Below are 15,989 nucleotides of genomic sequence, written 5' to 3'. Positions count from 1 at the left end.
AAGCTGGGGGCGGAAAATAAAATCCGCTTACTTTACCAACCACACGAAGCCGCTACAAGGCGCAAAAACGTTCGGCTACGGTGAAAAAATAGACCGTATAATTTTTCCGGCCGGTACTGTTCGCTACTGGCAGCGCCAGATAGCGCTAAACGGCCCTCTTTAACGCAAATTGCCCGGGCCGGCGGCAGGGTTATCGACATAAAATTTAACATTTCATGCCTCTGGCTCTGCCCGCTCCCGCTGGTTAATGCCAGAAAAACACTGATTGCCGGAACAATCCCTGCCAGCGCATCAAATGCGGTAACGTTGCGAGTGTTTTTTAACGTTACTGTTAACCGGTAAGGATGGCGCAAACAAATCCCCCTGTCCGCCCGATACCCCGAGCGCAGTCAGGGTTTGCCATTCAGCCCGGGTACGCACGCCAGCAGCAAAAACATAGCTGGAGGTGGATTTACATACCTCCAGCAGGCTTTGCACAAAAAGCTGATTCTCTGTGCGGCGATCGATATTTCTTACCAGTCCCGGATCCAGCTTAATCACATCAACAGGAAGCTGGCGGATATAGGCGCTGCTGACCACCGTCATTCCCGCCTGATCGACCGCGATACGGCAGCCAAACGTGGTGAGCATGTGAAAGACCGGCAGCAGGCGATTGATGTGTTGACACACATCCGCCTCGGCAAGTTCAAATAAAAATCGCCGGCGCTGGGATTTATTGCACTGCAGCAGCAGTTTTTGCAGCCAGCGCTGGAACGGGCGCTGCAGTAGTGAATTGATGCTTACCGGCAGCGCCAGCGTCTCATCCGGCCACACTTCTGTCAGCGCGGCGATGCGCGTCACCAGCTGACGATCCCAGCTGTCAGTCAGCCCCAGCTGCATGACCAGCGGCATAAACTCGGCGGCAACCACTTCTTTATCGCCATCAAATATGCGCGCCAGCATCTCACGATGATGAACTTTACCATCCAGCAGTACCGCAGGCTTTTGATAAAGACGGGGACCACCGCGATTGAGCGTATTTTCCAGCAGCGTACGCCAGCGCACGCTGCCGCGGCCCATATCCAGCGGATTACCCTCGCCCACCGACCAGGTGTTGCCTCCCTGCAGTACGGCGCGCCGTGTGGCCAGTTCGACGTTCTCCATCACCTGCAGTACGCTCTGTCCGCTGCACCAGGCGTTGATGCCGATATGGATTAAATCATCACGATCCACCCTGCGCATCGGCGGCAGAGAGTCCACCGCATTGATGAGCTGCTCAGCAATACTATTCGCCTCTTTCAGCGTCCGGTGCGGCAGCAGTACGGCAAAATCACTGCGAAAATAGCGTGCCAGCAGCGCCCCCGGGTAGCGCAGCACAAACGTTGAAAACATATTGATGATATCAAACAGGTACTCTTCGGCCAGCGTCGGACCAATTATTTCATGCAGGTTGTCGAAGTCAGGCAGACGGATCATCATTACCACGCCATGCGTGCCAACATCCTCCTGATCTTCCAGCAGCGTCGCCAGCTGGTTATCAAAAAAGAGGCGATTATTGAGGCCCGTGCGCGCATCCTGAGCCGCAAACGTGCGGATCAGCGTATCGATTCGCAGACGCTGTTCTCCCGCCTCCTGCAGATCGCTGAGCAGCGTATCCAGCGCGCGGCTGGCTTTGGCCGGCCATTCAGTGGTGCCCGGGACGCGGGCGATTCGCTCGCCGGCAATAATGCGTTCCGCGCGCGCCTCCAGCCGATCCATATTGCGCCAGCGGCGATTAAGCCAGTGGTGCGTCATCGCCAGCAGCGCCGCCATAATGGCAACCACGCTCAGCAGCACCACCAGCGTATAGGCACCGGTAAAGGAGCGGAACCAGGTTTTCGCCGGATCGAGTACCACGACGCGCAGCTGCATCTCGGGCGCATGCACCAGGGGCAGCTCAAGCTGAATAAACCGGTTAGGCTCATCTTCCAGCATCGGATTCTCATGGCGGGTGAGGCGGAATAGTTCGCCTTCATCATTACGCAGCGTGACCTGCTCAGCGTTGATCACCGGCATCAGCCGCGTCAGCCACTGTTCAACCTCCTGCGGCGACTGAGTCATCAGCGCTTTGTCGACTTCGGTCGCCAGCGTATCGATACGGTTCTCAACGCGCTCCTGCGACAGCCAGATAAAACTAAAAGCGCAGCCTACCAGCATCAGTAACATTGCCAGTAAGCTTAATAATGTAATAAACGCAGAAAACTTCGTTGTTAATCGCATCCCTGTGCCTGTACCACTGCGGTTATAAACGGGCAGCCAGCCTGTGCGTCATTCAGCTGACGCAATCCTGAGCAAAGTACCATAAATAGCTGTCTGAATCAGCGCCAATGCTTCGGCAAGCACGCTGTCGCGCGAGTATAACGGTAAAGTCACGGCGCCTGACTGCCGGGCGGGCTTTTTCGTCCTATTCTCAACAGAGGCTGTCTGCCAGGAAATTTCATATTTTCCCCGGCAAAGTGGCATCGCCGATGGGGTTTACGCATCTTAATGATCACTGCTTATCTGCCGGAGAACACCATGAAATTCAAGCACACTCTCACTGAAGCTGATGTTACCCCGGAAAACATCTTTGCGCTGCGCCGGCGTCAGGTGCTGAAGGCGCTGGGCATTGGTGCTGCCGCCGCAACGCTGCCGGGTAGCGCGCGGGCGGACATTCTGAGCTGGTTTAAAGGAAACGATCGTCCGCCGGCACCGGCAGGACGCGATTTGACCTTCACCAAACCCGCACAGTGGCAGGCGGATTTACCTCTGACGCCTTACGATAAAGTCGCGGGCTACAACAACTTTTATGAGTTTGGCCTGGATAAGGCCGATCCCGCAGCCAACGCTGGCTCACTGAAGACTGAACCCTGGCAGCTGCGTATTGAAGGTGAAGTGGCTAAGCCCATAACGCTGGATATGGATGACATTTTTAAACGCTTTGCCATGGAGCAGCGTATCTACCGGATGCGCTGCGTCGAAGCCTGGTCAATGGTCGTGCCCTGGGTGGGCTTTGAACTCAGTAAGCTGCTGAAGCTGGCTGAACCCACCAGCAACGCACGCTACGTGGCGTTTCAGACGCTCTACGACCCTGAGCAGATGCCGGGCCAGAAAGATCGCTTTATTGGCGGCGGGCTCGACTATCCCTATGTTGAAGGATTGCGGCTGGATGAAGCGATGCATCCGCTGACGCTGCTCAGCACCGGTGTCTATGGTAAAGCGCTGCCGCCGCAGAATGGTGCCCCGATACGCCTGACGGTGCCGTGGAAATATGGTTTCAAAGGCATTAAATCGATTGTGAAAATCACGCTGACCGCTGACCAGCCGCCGACGACCTGGAGCCAGATTGCCGCCAGCGAATATGGGTTTTACGCCAATGTGAATCCGCACGTTGACCACCCGCGCTGGTCACAGGCGACAGAGCGTTTTATCGGCGCGGGCGGCCTGCTCAACGTAGAGCGGCAGCCTACGCTGCTGTTTAACGGTTATGCACGCGAGGTTGCGTCACTCTATCGCGGGCTCGATCTGCGGGAGAATTTTTAAATGCGCCTGACCCTGCGACAGGTTACCTGGCTTAAAGTAGTGCTGCACCTGGCCGCCCTGCTGCCGCTGCTCTATCTGGTGCTTTCGGCTGCTCAGGGCTGGCTGAGCGCCGATCCGGCCAAAGATATTCAGCACTTTACCGGCAGAATGGCGCTGAAGCTGTTACTGGCAACGCTGCTGGTCAGTCCGCTGACGCGCTATCTGAAACAGCCACTGCTGATCCGCACCCGCCGGATGCTGGGACTCTGGTGCTTTGCCTGGGCCACGCTACATCTGATTAGCTACTGGCTGCTGGAGCTGGGCTTTACGCATCTGCGCCTGCTCGGCAGTGAAATTTTCGCCCGCCCTTATCTGCTGCTGGGTATGATCAGCTGGGTGGTGCTATTTGCGCTGGCGATAACCTCGTTTCAGCGCGCGCAGCGCAAGCTCGGCAGACGCTGGCAAACGCTGCATAACGCTATTTATCTGGTAGCGATCCTCGTTCCCATTCACTATCTCTGGTCAGTCAAAGTCCTGTCGCCGCAGCCGTGGCTCTATGCGCTGGCAGCCGCGCTGCTGCTGGCGTGGCGCTACAAAAAGTTACGCAAAAGCTTCAGCCGCTGATTTTCCTGAGGTTGTTTTCTCCCCCCGCTTTCTGTTAAAACGTGTGGCCTTCGGGCCGCACCGGATCAACTTCGCAGATAAGACCAGTATTTTGCTGCGAATTGTCCCGAAACGGATATAATGCCCGGCTTTATTGCAAGCAAACCCTTCTTTTTCACTCTCAAGGGTGACAAATGAAGGATGTCGCGGTATTTTACGCGATGCCCTAATGATTGCAGGAGATAGCCGCAAGATGGCGCATAAATTTCACATACTGTTGTTGAACGGTCCCAACCTGAATTTGCTGGGAACGCGCGAGCCTGACAAGTATGGTCACGCCACGCTGGCTGATATCGTCAGCGATCTGGCGCAGCAGGCTGACCAGCACCATGTGAAATTGAGTCATTTGCAATCGAACGCAGAATATCAGCTGATCGATCGTATTCACGCCGCACGCAGTGATGTGGATTACATCATCATCAATCCGGCTGCGTTCACGCACACCAGCGTTGCGCTGCGTGATGCTTTGCTGGCGGTAAGCATACCTTTTATCGAGGTGCATCTCTCCAACGTGCATGCACGCGAGCCGTTCCGGCACCACTCCTATCTTTCCGATGTATCTGCCGGCGTCATTTGTGGACTTGGCGCGGATGGGTACGCGTGGGCTTTACAAACGGCGATAAAACGCCTGTCACATTCCAATTAAACAGAGTACGGAACCACACTCATGGATATTCGTAAAATTAAGAAACTGATCGAACTGGTTGAAGAGTCCGGCATCGCTGAGCTGGAAATCTCTGAAGGCGAAGAGTCAGTTCGCATCAGCCGTTCACCTGCCAATGTCGGTTATCCTATGATGCAGCAGGCTTATGCTGCACCGGCTCCGCAGCCTGCACTGGCCGCTGCCGTTGCGCCGGTTGCTGCCGCTCCGGTTGAAGCAGCTAAGCCTGAAGTCAGCGGTCACATTGTCCGTTCACCGATGGTCGGCACCTTCTACCGCACCCCAAGCCCGGACGCAAAAGCGTTTGTGGAAGTGGGTCAGAAAGTGAACGCTGGCGATACCCTGTGCATCGTTGAAGCGATGAAAATGATGAACCAGATCGAAGCCGATAAATCCGGCGTTGTGAAGGCGATCCTGGTAGAAAGCGGCCAGCCGGTTGAATTTGACGAGCCGCTGGTCGTCATCGAATAACGAGGCGAAGCATGCTGGATAAAATTGTCATTGCTAACCGTGGTGAAATCGCGCTGCGCATTCTGCGTGCCTGCAAAGAGCTGGGCATCAAAACCGTAGCGGTCCACTCCACGGCAGATCGCGACCTCAAGCACGTGCTGCTGGCAGATGAAACTGTCTGCATCGGCCCGGCGCAGTCGGTCAAAAGTTACCTGAATATTCCGGCCCTGATCTCTGCCGCTGAAATTACCGGCGCAGTTGCTATCCATCCGGGATACGGCTTTCTGTCTGAGAACGCTGATTTTGCTGAGCAGGTTGAGCGTTCAGGCTTTATCTTTGTAGGTCCGAAAGCGGATACAATCCGTCTGATGGGCGACAAAGTTTCTGCTATTACCGCGATGAAAAAAGCGGGCGTACCGACCGTTCCGGGTTCAGATGGCTCACTGACTGATGATATGGATAAGAACCGCGCTATCGCGAAGCGTATCGGCTATCCGGTTATCATCAAAGCCTCTGGCGGCGGCGGCGGACGCGGTATGCGCGTTGTACGCCATGAAAAAGATCTTGAGCAATCCATCGGCATGACGAAAGCGGAAGCCAAAGCGGCTTTCAATAACGACATGGTCTACATGGAGAAATTCCTCGAGAACCCGCGCCATATCGAAATTCAGGTGCTGGCCGACGGTCAGGGTAACGCCATCTATCTGGCGGAGCGCGACTGCTCCATGCAGCGTCGTCACCAGAAAGTGGTGGAAGAAGCACCTGCGCCAGGCATCACGCCGGAACTGCGTCGCTTCATCGGCGAGCGCTGCTCTAACGCCTGCGTGGAAATTGGCTATCGCGGAGCCGGTACTTTTGAGTTCCTGTATGAAAACGGTGAGTTCTACTTCATTGAGATGAACACCCGTATTCAGGTTGAACATCCGGTTACCGAGATGATCACCGGCGTTGACCTTATCAAAGAGCAGCTGCGTATTGCTGCCGGTCAGCCGCTGTCGATCAAACAGGAAGATGTGGTCGTGCGCGGTCATGCGGTGGAATGCCGTATCAACGCCGAAGATCCCAATACCTTCCTGCCAAGCCCGGGTAAAATTACGCGTTTCCACGCGCCGGGTGGCTTTGGTGTACGCTGGGAATCACACATCTACGCTGGTTACAGCGTGCCGCCGTACTACGATTCCATGATTGGCAAACTCATCACTTACGGCGAAACCCGTGAAGTGGCGATCGCCCGCATGAAAAATGCGCTGGCTGAGCTGATCATCGACGGCATCAAAACCAATGTCGAGCTGCAGATGAAAATCATGTCCGACGAAAACTTCCAGCAGGGTGGCACCAACATCCACTATCTGGAGAAAAAACTCGGCCTGCACGAAAAGTAATCGCAGCGCAGAGCACGACAGAGGCCGGTTAATCCGGCCTTTTTTATTGTTATCGCCTGTGAGGTGACCTGATGGATGGGCGTTTTTTACAAGCGAACAAAGAGGCACGCTGGTCGCTGGGCCTCTCTCTCGCGTATCTGCTGGTGTGGGCCCTGTCTGCCTGGCTCGGCGGGACGCAAAGCGGAATATCTGGCCTGCCGCGCTGGTTCGAACTCTCCTGCATATTTGCACCGCTACTGTTTACCGGACTCTGTGCGCTGATGGTCCGCATCATTTTCCGTGATATGTCACTGGAGGACCGTGATGGAGAGTGAGATCCTTCTGCCGCTGCTGGCTTATCTGGTTCTGATCGCCGTGCTGTCGGTGATCGCCATGCGCAAGCAGCGCCAGGGCAATTTTCTGACCGAATATTTTCTTGGCAGCCGCTCCATGGGCGGGTTTGTGCTGGCCATGACGCTGACCACAACCTATATCAGCGCCAGCTCATTTATAGGGGGTCCCGGTGCCGCCTATAAATATGGTCTGGGCTGGGTACTGCTGGCGATGATTCAGGTACCTGCCGTCTGGCTATCACTGGGCGTGCTCGGCAAGAAATTTGCCATTCTGGCCCGGCGTTATAACGCAGTAACGCTCAACGATATGCTTTATGGTCGCTATCGCAGCCCGCTGCTGATCTGGCTGGCCAGTATCAGCCTGCTGGTGGCATTTATCGGTGCCATGACCGTGCAGTTTATCGGCGGCGCTCGTCTGCTGGAAACAGCGGCGGGCATTCCTTACGATACGGGCCTGCTGATTTTTGGCGGAACTATCGCCCTTTATACGGCTTTCGGGGGCTTTCGCGCCAGCGTGCTGAACGATGCAATGCAGGGTCTGGTGATGCTGGCCGGCACGTTTCTGCTGCTGTTTGCCGTTATTCATCATGCCGGCGGGCTGAGTCACGCGGTCAGCACGCTGCGCGCTATCGATCCGCAGCTGGTGTCGCCGGAAGGGGCAGGCAATGTGATTACACCTGCCTTCCTCAGCTCATTCGCCGTGCTGGTCTGCTTTGGCGTCATCGGTTTGCCGCATACCGCCGTACGCTGCATCTCTTACAAAGACAGCAAGGCGATGCACCGCGGGATTATTCTCGGCACCATCGTGGTGGTGCTCCTGATGCTGGGGATGCATCTGGCTGGCGCGCTGGGACGTGCGGTGCTGCCCGATTTAACCATACCTGATCGGGTAATCCCGACGCTGATGATTACCGTACTGCCTCCAGTGGCAGCCGGCATTTTTCTTGCCGCACCGATGGCGGCTATTATGTCGACCATTAACGCGCAGCTCCTGCAGGCATCCGCTACGCTGATCAAAGATCTCTATCTGCGTGTGGCGCCCCGGCAGAGTGAAAATGAAGCGCGGCTGCGCATGCTCTCCGGCACGATTACTTTTGTGCTGGGCATCCTGCTGCTGCTGGCCGCCTGGAATCCGCCGGATATGATTATCTGGCTTAATCTGCTGGCGTTTGGCGGACTGGAAGCGGTCTTTCTGTGGCCGCTGGTGCTGGGTCTCTACTGGGAGCGCGCCAACGCTGCCGGGGCCATCAGCGGTATGCTCGCCGGTGCCGTAAGCTATACGCTGCTCGCCAGCCTGAATATTGAATGGTGGGGACTCCACCCTATTGTTCCTTCGCTAACCCTGAGCCTGCTCGCTTTTCTGGCAGGTAACCTGTTTGGCAGCGCGTCTGCGACGCACGACGCTGCACTGAAATAAAGAGAAACGCTATGCCATGGATTCAAATCAAGATTAACAGCACCGGAGAACAGGCTGAGCCGCTGAGCGACGCGCTGATGGAAGTGGGTGCCGTCTCGGTGACGTTTCAGGATACGCACGATAATCCGGTGTATGAACCCCTTCCGGGTGAAACCCGGTTGTGGGGCGATACTGATGTCATCGGCCTGTTTGACGCCGAAAGCGATATGGATGAGGTGGTCGCCGCACTGCGTCTGCAGCCGGTGCCGGGATCGACCTTTCACTACAAGATCGAGCAGATCGAAGATAAAGACTGGGAGCGCGAGTGGATGGACAACTTCCATCCGATGCGCTTTGGTGAGCGCCTGTGGATCTGTCCAAGCTGGCGCGATGTTCCCGATCCTGACGCGGTCAACGTCATGCTCGATCCTGGCCTGGCCTTCGGCACCGGAACTCACCCTACCACGTCACTCTGCCTGAGCTGGCTGGATGGTCTCGATCTGCAGGGCAAAACGGTGATCGACTTTGGCTGCGGCTCCGGCATTCTGGCGATCGCCGCGCTCAAGCTGGGTGCCGCACAGGCGATCGGGATCGATATCGATCCGCAGGCCATTCAGGCGAGCCGTGATAACGCTGAACGCAACGGCGTGGCAGATCGCCTGTCGCTCTACTTGCCACATCAGCAGCCTGAAAACCTGCAGGCTGACGTGGTGGTCGCCAATATCCTGGCGGGCCCGCTGCGCGAACTGGCACCGCTGATCGGCGTTCTGCCAAAAGCAGGCGGCTACCTCGGCCTCTCTGGCGTACTGGCCAGTCAGGCAGAAAGCGTCTGCGAAGCTTACGCTAAGCGCTTCGCGCTTGATCCGGTCGCGGAGAAAGAGGAGTGGTGCCGTATTACCGGGCGTCTGCGCTGATTTTGACCCCAGGCGTGCAAGCGCAAGCTTGGGGTTTTTCGGAACAGAGGGCGTGCGCCACCTGCCCTGTCCGCGGTCAGAATAATTTTGTATTAAATTTGCGCAAATAGCCGTTAATTCTATGGTTAATTCATCAAAATCGTGGCTTTTATATCGCGTTTTGCGGTCTGAATTCAGAAAAATGTTTGTTCACAATTTCGCCTTAAATATTTAAAGTTATGATTTAAAAGGTTTATTATGAGAGGCGCGTTGATCGCAGCGGATAGGCTTTAATGTTAAGAGGCTGTTGTTCAAAGTTTGGCCTTTCATCTTCCGGAAAAAATGCGTAATATACGCCGCCTTGCGAACAGTTAGGGTCACTTCTTTTTTCATGCGCATTGGACACCACCAGCTACGTAATCGCCTCATTGCTGCGCCTATGGCCGGAGTAACCGATAAGCCATTTCGCACACTCTGTTACGAGAACGGCGCCGGTATGACTGTCTCCGAGATGCTGTCATCTAACCCGGAAGTCTGGGCCAGTGACAAATCCCGGCTGCGTATGGTGCATAGTGACGAGCCCGGCATTCGTGCCGTGCAGATTGCTGGCAGCGATCCCGATGAGATGGCTGCCGCCGCGCGAATTAACGTTGCGTCTGGCGCGCAGGTTATCGATATCAATATGGGCTGTCCGGCTAAAAAAGTGAATCGTAAGATGGCAGGCTCCGCGCTGCTGCAGCATCCGCAACTGGTAGAATCGATTCTCCGTGCGGTCGTAAACGCAGTAGACGTACCGGTTACGCTGAAGATTCGCACCGGCTGGGACAAAGAAAATCGTAATTGTACAGAGATTGCCCAATTGGCTGAACGTTGTGGCATTCAGGCTCTCACCATTCATGGACGCACCCGCGCCTGTTTGTTTGAGGGGCAGGCTGAATACGACAGCATTCGGACAGTTAAGCAGAGCGTTTCCATTCCGATTATCGCGAATGGGGACATAACTGACCCGCATAAAGCCAGGGCAGTGCTCGACTACACCGGGGCAGATGCTCTGATGGTAGGACGTGCTGCTCAGGGAAGACCGTGGATCTTCCGGGAAATCCAGCATTATCTGGACACAGGGGAGCTGCTTGCACCAAAGCCGCTGGCAGAGGTGAAGCAAATGCTGATTGGACATATACGGGAGCTGCACGACTTTTACGGTCAGCGCAAGGGATACCGTATTGCCCGAAAACACGTTTCCTGGTATTTGCAGGAAAGTGCCCCTGACGACCAGTTTCGGCGCACATTCAACGCCATTGAGGATGCCAGCGAACAGCTGGAGGCGTTGGAGGCATACTTCGAAAATCTTGCGTAAACGAAATAAAGAGCTGAAAGAACTATGTTCGAACAACGCGTAAATTCTGACGTACTGACCGTTTCTACCGTTAACTCACAGGATCAGGTGACCCAAAAGCCACTGCGTGATTCGGTTAAACAGGCACTGAAGAACTATTTTGCTCAACTGAATGGTCAGGATGTTAGTGATCTGTATGAGCTGGTACTGGCTGAAGTTGAGCAGCCTCTGTTGGACATGGTAATGCAGTATACCCGTGGCAACCAGACCCGTGCAGCCCTGATGATGGGTATCAACCGTGGTACTCTGCGTAAGAAGCTGAAAAAATACGGCATGAACTAATTGTTCGTTGCTGCGAAAACGCCAGCCTCCGGGCTGGCGTTTTTGTTTCTGTCGCCGCTTTCTTCTGTCACCCTGCATGAAACAGTTACCGCCTGAATGGTAACTATCGTTGCAATCTCCTGCGTCATTTTTTCTGTTCCCTCTTCTGCGTAAATCTGCGGGCTGTTCACATGAGCCTGGCACTAGCCCCGGTCGCTGCTGCGTTTATCCATAGCGGCATTAACTGCTCCGGCTAATGAGCGATAGCTCACACTGCGCGCCAATAGTGAAACTATTTGCACTATTTGTGATCGCGGCGACTCGTCATGCTGCCTTTTGGTGCGCGATAGTAACCGCACGTTACTTCCTGCCCTTTTCTGACGCTCTTTTCTGAAGAATTCAGCCTGCTGCAAACCTGGCATCAGCTTTGCAACAGGCTGGATGGCTAATTGCCACAGACAGACAGCAGTGCACTACAAAGTGCGCACCACAATAACAACAGACGAACCGCCACACAGGATGCTTTATGAAAAAGATGATGCTCTCCACCCTGATTGCCGCTGCCACGCTGCTGAGCGTGACTCAGCAGGCGCATGCAGGCGCCACTCTGGACGCAATTAAAAAGAAAGGCTTTGTACAGTGTGGGATCAGTGATGGACTGCCTGGTTTCTCGTACGCAGATGCCAGCGGCAAATTCACGGGTATTGATGTGGATGTCTGCCGTGCCGCCGCTGCCGCCGTGTTTGGCGATGCCGGCAAAGTTAAATATACCCCGCTGACGGCTAAAGAGCGCTTCACTGCGCTGCAGTCGGGCGAAGTGGATATCCTGTCGCGTAATACTACCTGGACCTCTTCGCGCGATGGCGGCATGGGCTTTCTGTTTGCCGGCGTAAACTACTATGACGGCATCGGCTTTCTGACGCATAAGAAAGCGGGGCTGAAAAGTGCCAAAGAGCTGGATGGCGCAACGGTCTGTATTCAGGCGGGTACCGATACCGAACTGAATGTCGCCGACTATTTCAAAGCGAATAAAATGCAGTATACCCCGGTCACCTTTGACCGCTCTGATGAATCAGCCAAAGCGCTTGATAGCGGCCGCTGCGATACGCTCTCCTCCGATCAATCTCAACTCTATGCGCTGCGTATCAAGCTGGGCAAGCCTGACGAATTTATCGTACTGCCGGAAGTGATCTCTAAAGAGCCGCTCGGGCCGCTGGTACGTCGCGGTGACGACGACTGGTTTACGATTGTTAAGTGGTCGCTGTTTGCCATGCTGAATGCCGAAGAGATGGGTATCAGCTCAAAGAACGTCGATCAGATGGCAGCAAAACCGACCACGCCTGATATGGCGCATCTGCTGGGTGCAGAAGGCGACTTTGGTAAAGACCTGAAACTGGATAATAAGTGGGCCTATAACATCATCAAGCAGGTGGGCAACTACCAGGAAATTTTTGACCGCAACGTCGGTAAAGATAGCGCGCTGAAAATCGCACGCGGACAGAATGCGCTCTGGAATCAGGGCGGTATTCAGTACGCACCGCCGGTGCGCTGATTCACTGCTGTGCCAGTCGGGCGCCGCGTCCTGTGGCGCCCACGCGTATCTATCATTGAGGTTTCAACATGTCGCAACGCCCAACCGTGAAAAGGGATTTTTCATTCGGTAACCCTGCGGTTCGCGCCTGGCTTTACCAGTTTGCCGCGATTATTGCGGTAGTGGCCGTGGTGGGATATTTGATCCACAACACCATTATCAATCTGGCTAACCGCGGCATTACGTCAGGTTTTGGCTTTCTGGAGCGCAGTGCCGGTTTTGGTATTGTTCAGCATCTGATTGACTACACCGAGGGAGATACCTACGCCCGGGTCTTTATGGTCGGGCTGACCAATACCCTGCTGGTCTCCGCACTTTGCATCGTCTTTGCATCCCTGCTTGGCTTTGCGGTAGGCCTGGCGCGCCTGTCCGATAACTGGCTGCTGCGTAAGCTCTCTGCCATCTATATTGAGACGTTCCGTAATATTCCGCCGCTGCTGCAGATTTTCTTCTGGTACTTTGCCGTACTGCGTAATCTGCCGGGCCCGCGGCAGGCGCTGAACGCCTTTGACCTCGCCTTTGTCAGTAACCGTGGCTTGTATATTCCATGGCCCCAGTATGCACCTGGTACGCTGCCGTTTCTGGTTGCGCTGGCGTTAAGCATTATCGCCAGCCTGGCGCTGTTTCGCTTTAATCGCAAACATCAGCTGAAAACCGGTCAGCTGCGTCGTACCTGGCCCGCTGCAGCCGGGCTCATTGTGCTGCTGCCGCTGATGGCCCATACCCTGTTCGGCGCAGGCGTGCACTGGGATGTGCCTGAGCTACGCGGATTTAATTTCCGCGGTGGCTTTGTGATGATCCCGGAGCTGGCGGCGCTGACGGTGGCGCTCTCCATTTATACCTCTTCATTTATTGCTGAGGTGATCCGCGCCGGTATTCAGTCAGTACCACATGGCCAGAGTGAAGCGGCGCGCTCGCTGGGACTGCCGAATCCCGTGACGCTACGCCAGGTCATTATTCCCCAGGCGATGCGCGTCATTATTCCTCCGCTGACCAGTCAGTATTTAAACGTCGTCAAAAACTCGTCGCTGGCCGCTGCTATCGGCTACCCCGATATGGTGTCGCTGTTTGCCGGTACGGTGCTTAATCAGACCGGTCAGGCAATAGAAACCATTGCGATTACCATGGCGGTTTATCTCATCATCAGCCTGACCATTTCCCTGCTGATGAACCTCTATAACCGCAAAATTGCGCTGGTTGAGCGTTAAGAGAACGAAACACTATGTCTGTGACAACACATGAAACGCCGCCGGTAAGCAGTAATCTGCTGCAGAAGAGCTGGAGCTGGGCGCGCAAAAATCTCTTCTCCGGCTGGCTGAATACCCTGCTGACCCTGGTCAGTCTGTGGCTCATCTGGAGTGTCATCCCACCGGCGCTGAACTGGCTGATATTTCAGGCAAACTGGCTGGGCGAAACCCGTGCCGACTGCACTAAAGCGGGGGCCTGCTGGGTGTTTATCCATGCACGCTTTGGTCAGTTTATGTATGGACTCTATCCGCACGAACTGCGCTGGCGAATCAACCTGGCTCTGGTTATCGGTTTACTGTCGCTCATTCCGCTCTTTATCCGCGCCATGCCGCGCCGTGGTCGCTATCTGGCCTGCTGGGCGGTGCTCTATCCGGTTACGGTGTGGCTGCTGCTTTATGGTGGCTATTTTGGTCTGGAGCGGGTGGAAACCCGTCAATGGGGCGGCCTGACGCTGACGCTGATTATCGCTTCCGTCGGTATCGCCGGCGCATTACCGCTGGGTATTCTGCTGGCACTGGGCCGGCGCTCAAACCTGCCGGTAGTGCGTACGCTATCCGTTATTTTTATTGAGTTCTGGCGGGGCGTACCGCTGATCACCGTGCTGTTTATGTCCTCTGTCATGCTGCCGCTGTTTATGGCGGAAGGCACGACTATCGATAAACTGGTTCGGGCGCTGGTTGGCGTGATTCTGTTTCAGTCCGCCTATGTGGCGGAAGTGGTGCGCGGCGGTCTGCAGGCGCTGCCAAAAGGCCAGTATGAAGCGGCTGAGTCGCTGGCGCTGGGATACTGGCGGACGCAGGCGCTGGTGATCCTGCCGCAGGCGCTTAAGCTCACGATCCCCGGGCTGGTGAATACCATTATCGCACTCTTCAAAGATACCAGTCTGGTGATCATTATCGGCCTGTTTGATCTGTTCAGCAGCGTGCAGCAGGCCACGGTCGATCCTGCATGGCTGGGCATGTCCACAGAAGGCTATGTCTTCGCTGCACTGGTTTACTGGATTTTCTGTTTTAGCATGTCGCGCTATAGCCAGTATCTGGAGAAGCGTTTTCACACCGGGCGTAAAGCGCACTGAGGTTTACTATGACATCCACAATAACGACGGCGGCTAACGCTATGATGATTACGCTCGAAAACGTGAACAAATGGTATGGACAGTTTCACGTGCTTAAGGATATTAATCTGCAGGTTAAACCGCGTGAGCGCATTGTACTCTGCGGCCCGTCAGGCTCAGGAAAATCGACCACTATTCGCTGTATCAATCATCTGGAAGAGCATCAGCAGGGACGTATCGTCGTGGACGGCATTCATCTTAACGATGACGTGCGTAACATCGAACGGGTACGCACCGAAGTCGGCATGGTGTTTCAGCACTTTAATCTGTTCCCGCATCTTACCGTGCTGCAGAACTGCACGCTGGCCCCCATCTGGGTGAGAAAGATGCCGAAGAAGGAGGCGGAAGCGCTGGCGATGCACTACCTTGAGCGGGTGCGCATCGCTGAACATGCCCATAAGTTTCCGGGACAGCTCTCTGGTGGTCAGCAGCAACGTGTGGCGATAGCCCGTTCGCTCTGTATGAAACCCAAAATTATGCTGTTTGACGAGCCAACTTCGGCCCTTGATCCTGAGATGGTAAAAGAGGTGCTGGATACCATGATTGGCCTGGCAGAAGATGGCATGACCATGCTGTGTGTGACGCATGAAATGGGATTTGCACGTACGGTGGCTGACCGGGTGATCTTTATGGATCGGGGAGAGATCGTAGAGATGGCGCCGCCAGAGGAGTTCTTCGCTAACCCACGCTCAGAGCGTACCCGCACGTTTCTGTCGCAGGTTATTCACTGACCTCAGCGCCCTTAGCTCTGCCCCTGCCATCCAGCAGGGGCTTTTTTATGGCTGCGCGTTTTTATCCTGTCAGGCAAAAACAAAAAAGCCCTGAACTTTCGTTCAGGGCTTCTGTGTTTGGTGCCTGGCAGTTCCCTACTCTCGCATGGGGAGGCCCCACACTACCATCGGCGCTACGGTGTTTCACTTCTGAGTTCGGCATGGGGTCAGGTGGGACCACCGCGCTAGTGCCGCCAGGCAAATTCTTTTACCCGAACTCATGCTTTTTTTAAAACTGGTGCTGATACCCAGAGTCGAACTGGGGACCTCACCCTTACCAAGGGTGCGCTCTACCAACTGAGCCATATCAGCA

15 protein-coding genes, 1 tRNA gene and 1 rRNA gene are annotated in these 15,989 nt (G+C 55.1%); 14 read left to right on the top strand and 3 right to left on the bottom strand.

The features are described from left to right. Positions 1–291: 291 nt before the first annotated feature. On the bottom strand, positions 292–2,238 hold the full coding sequence (gene csrD / locus AC2CF9_RS17445) for an RNase E specificity factor CsrD (RefSeq protein WP_484557562.1): 1,947 nt from the start codon (positions 2,236–2,238) through the stop codon (positions 292–294). Between the two features lie 297 nt (positions 2,239–2,535). Between csrD and msrP the strand changes: the two genes are divergently transcribed. From msrP to AC2CF9_RS17375, 14 genes are all read left to right on the top strand, one after another. Further along, positions 2,536–3,540: a protein-methionine-sulfoxide reductase catalytic subunit MsrP gene (gene msrP, locus AC2CF9_RS17440; protein ID WP_484557561.1), complete on the top strand. Its 1,005-nt coding sequence runs from the start codon at positions 2,536–2,538 to the stop codon at positions 3,538–3,540. Next, the gene (gene msrQ, locus AC2CF9_RS17435; RefSeq protein WP_150018714.1) at positions 3,541–4,143 is read left to right on the top strand and encodes a protein-methionine-sulfoxide reductase heme-binding subunit MsrQ; all 603 of its coding nucleotides are present in this window, start codon (positions 3,541–3,543) and stop codon (positions 4,141–4,143) included. A gap of 232 nt (positions 4,144–4,375) precedes the next feature. Next, the gene (gene aroQ, locus AC2CF9_RS17430; RefSeq protein WP_071669162.1) at positions 4,376–4,828 is read left to right on the top strand and encodes a type II 3-dehydroquinate dehydratase; all 453 of its coding nucleotides are present in this window, start codon (positions 4,376–4,378) and stop codon (positions 4,826–4,828) included. A 21-nt stretch (positions 4,829–4,849) separates the two neighbouring features. After that, the gene (gene accB, locus AC2CF9_RS17425) at positions 4,850–5,314 is read left to right on the top strand and encodes an acetyl-CoA carboxylase biotin carboxyl carrier protein (protein ID WP_039380716.1); all 465 of its coding nucleotides are present in this window, start codon (positions 4,850–4,852) and stop codon (positions 5,312–5,314) included. A gap of 11 nt (positions 5,315–5,325) precedes the next feature. After that, complete coding sequence (gene accC, locus AC2CF9_RS17420; protein ID WP_150018715.1) at positions 5,326–6,675, top strand: acetyl-CoA carboxylase biotin carboxylase subunit; 1,350 nt, start codon at positions 5,326–5,328, stop codon at positions 6,673–6,675. Between the two features lie 71 nt (positions 6,676–6,746). Next, positions 6,747–6,989 carry a YhdT family protein gene (locus AC2CF9_RS17415; RefSeq protein ID WP_484557560.1) on the top strand — a complete coding sequence of 81 codons (243 nt, stop codon included), beginning with the start codon at positions 6,747–6,749 and terminating at the stop codon, positions 6,987–6,989. Then, entirely contained in the window at positions 6,979–8,424 is a 1,446-nt protein-coding gene (gene panF, locus AC2CF9_RS17410) for a sodium/pantothenate symporter (RefSeq protein ID WP_484557559.1), read from the top strand. Before AC2CF9_RS17415 ends, panF begins: the two co-directional genes overlap by 11 nt. Before the next feature lie 11 nt (positions 8,425–8,435). Further along, on the top strand, positions 8,436–9,317 hold the full coding sequence (gene prmA / locus AC2CF9_RS17405; protein ID WP_484557558.1) for a 50S ribosomal protein L11 methyltransferase: 882 nt from the start codon (positions 8,436–8,438) through the stop codon (positions 9,315–9,317). Between the two features lie 370 nt (positions 9,318–9,687). Then, the gene (gene dusB / locus AC2CF9_RS17400; RefSeq protein ID WP_484557557.1) at positions 9,688–10,653 is read left to right on the top strand and encodes a tRNA dihydrouridine synthase DusB; all 966 of its coding nucleotides are present in this window, start codon (positions 9,688–9,690) and stop codon (positions 10,651–10,653) included. 24 nt (positions 10,654–10,677) lie between these two features. After that, a complete protein-coding gene (gene fis, locus AC2CF9_RS17395; protein WP_003855228.1) occupies positions 10,678–10,974 on the top strand; it encodes a DNA-binding transcriptional regulator Fis in 297 nt (98 codons plus the stop codon). A gap of 505 nt (positions 10,975–11,479) precedes the next feature. Continuing rightward, entirely contained in the window at positions 11,480–12,505 is a 1,026-nt protein-coding gene (locus AC2CF9_RS17390; protein WP_039380737.1) for an amino acid ABC transporter substrate-binding protein, read from the top strand. Between the two features lie 68 nt (positions 12,506–12,573). Further along, positions 12,574–13,752, top strand: coding sequence for an amino acid ABC transporter permease (locus AC2CF9_RS17385; RefSeq protein WP_484557556.1), 1,179 nt, complete (start codon positions 12,574–12,576; stop codon positions 13,750–13,752). Positions 13,753–13,766: 14 nt separating this feature from the next. Next, positions 13,767–14,867 (top strand): amino acid ABC transporter permease, encoded by a 1,101-nt coding sequence (locus tag AC2CF9_RS17380; protein WP_150018719.1) that lies wholly within the window; start codon positions 13,767–13,769, stop codon positions 14,865–14,867. An 8-nt stretch (positions 14,868–14,875) separates the two neighbouring features. Continuing rightward, positions 14,876–15,637 carry an amino acid ABC transporter ATP-binding protein gene (locus tag AC2CF9_RS17375; RefSeq protein WP_484557555.1) on the top strand — a complete coding sequence of 254 codons (762 nt, stop codon included), beginning with the start codon at positions 14,876–14,878 and terminating at the stop codon, positions 15,635–15,637. Positions 15,638–15,759: 122 nt separating this feature from the next. On the opposite strand, the gene rrf is transcribed toward AC2CF9_RS17375, so the two are convergent. Together rrf and AC2CF9_RS17365 are read right to left on the bottom strand one after the other, a co-directional pair. Further along, positions 15,760–15,875, bottom strand: a 5S ribosomal RNA gene (gene rrf, locus AC2CF9_RS17370). Positions 15,876–15,912: 37 nt separating this feature from the next. After that, positions 15,913–15,988, bottom strand: a tRNA-Thr gene (locus AC2CF9_RS17365). Between the last annotated feature and the right edge of the window lies 1 nt (position 15,989).

The organism is Pantoea sp. SYBGC1, assembly GCF_057197005.1.
Note: the sequence above shows the minus strand (reverse complement) of the source record. Positions and strands in the feature narration are given on the sequence as shown.

Coding starts and splice junctions, on each gene's coding strand:
- dusB (WP_484557557.1), top strand. CDS start 9,688: ATGCGCATTGGACACCACCAGCTACGTAATCGCCTCATTGCTGCGCCT.
- msrQ (WP_150018714.1), top strand. CDS start 3,541: ATGCGCCTGACCCTGCGACAGGTTACCTGGCTTAAAGTAGTGCTGCAC.
- AC2CF9_RS17385 (WP_484557556.1), top strand. CDS start 12,574: ATGTCGCAACGCCCAACCGTGAAAAGGGATTTTTCATTCGGTAACCCT.
- prmA (WP_484557558.1), top strand. CDS start 8,436: ATGCCATGGATTCAAATCAAGATTAACAGCACCGGAGAACAGGCTGAG.
- accB (WP_039380716.1), top strand. CDS start 4,850: ATGGATATTCGTAAAATTAAGAAACTGATCGAACTGGTTGAAGAGTCC.
- AC2CF9_RS17375 (WP_484557555.1), top strand. CDS start 14,876: ATGACATCCACAATAACGACGGCGGCTAACGCTATGATGATTACGCTC.
- accC (WP_150018715.1), top strand. CDS start 5,326: ATGCTGGATAAAATTGTCATTGCTAACCGTGGTGAAATCGCGCTGCGC.
- msrP (WP_484557561.1), top strand. CDS start 2,536: ATGAAATTCAAGCACACTCTCACTGAAGCTGATGTTACCCCGGAAAAC.
- fis (WP_003855228.1), top strand. CDS start 10,678: ATGTTCGAACAACGCGTAAATTCTGACGTACTGACCGTTTCTACCGTT.
- AC2CF9_RS17380 (WP_150018719.1), top strand. CDS start 13,767: ATGTCTGTGACAACACATGAAACGCCGCCGGTAAGCAGTAATCTGCTG.
- panF (WP_484557559.1), top strand. CDS start 6,979: ATGGAGAGTGAGATCCTTCTGCCGCTGCTGGCTTATCTGGTTCTGATC.
- AC2CF9_RS17390 (WP_039380737.1), top strand. CDS start 11,480: ATGAAAAAGATGATGCTCTCCACCCTGATTGCCGCTGCCACGCTGCTG.
- AC2CF9_RS17415 (WP_484557560.1), top strand. CDS start 6,747: ATGGATGGGCGTTTTTTACAAGCGAACAAAGAGGCACGCTGGTCGCTG.
- aroQ (WP_071669162.1), top strand. CDS start 4,376: ATGGCGCATAAATTTCACATACTGTTGTTGAACGGTCCCAACCTGAAT.
- csrD (WP_484557562.1), bottom strand. CDS start 2,238: ATGCGATTAACAACGAAGTTTTCTGCGTTTATTACATTATTAAGCTTA.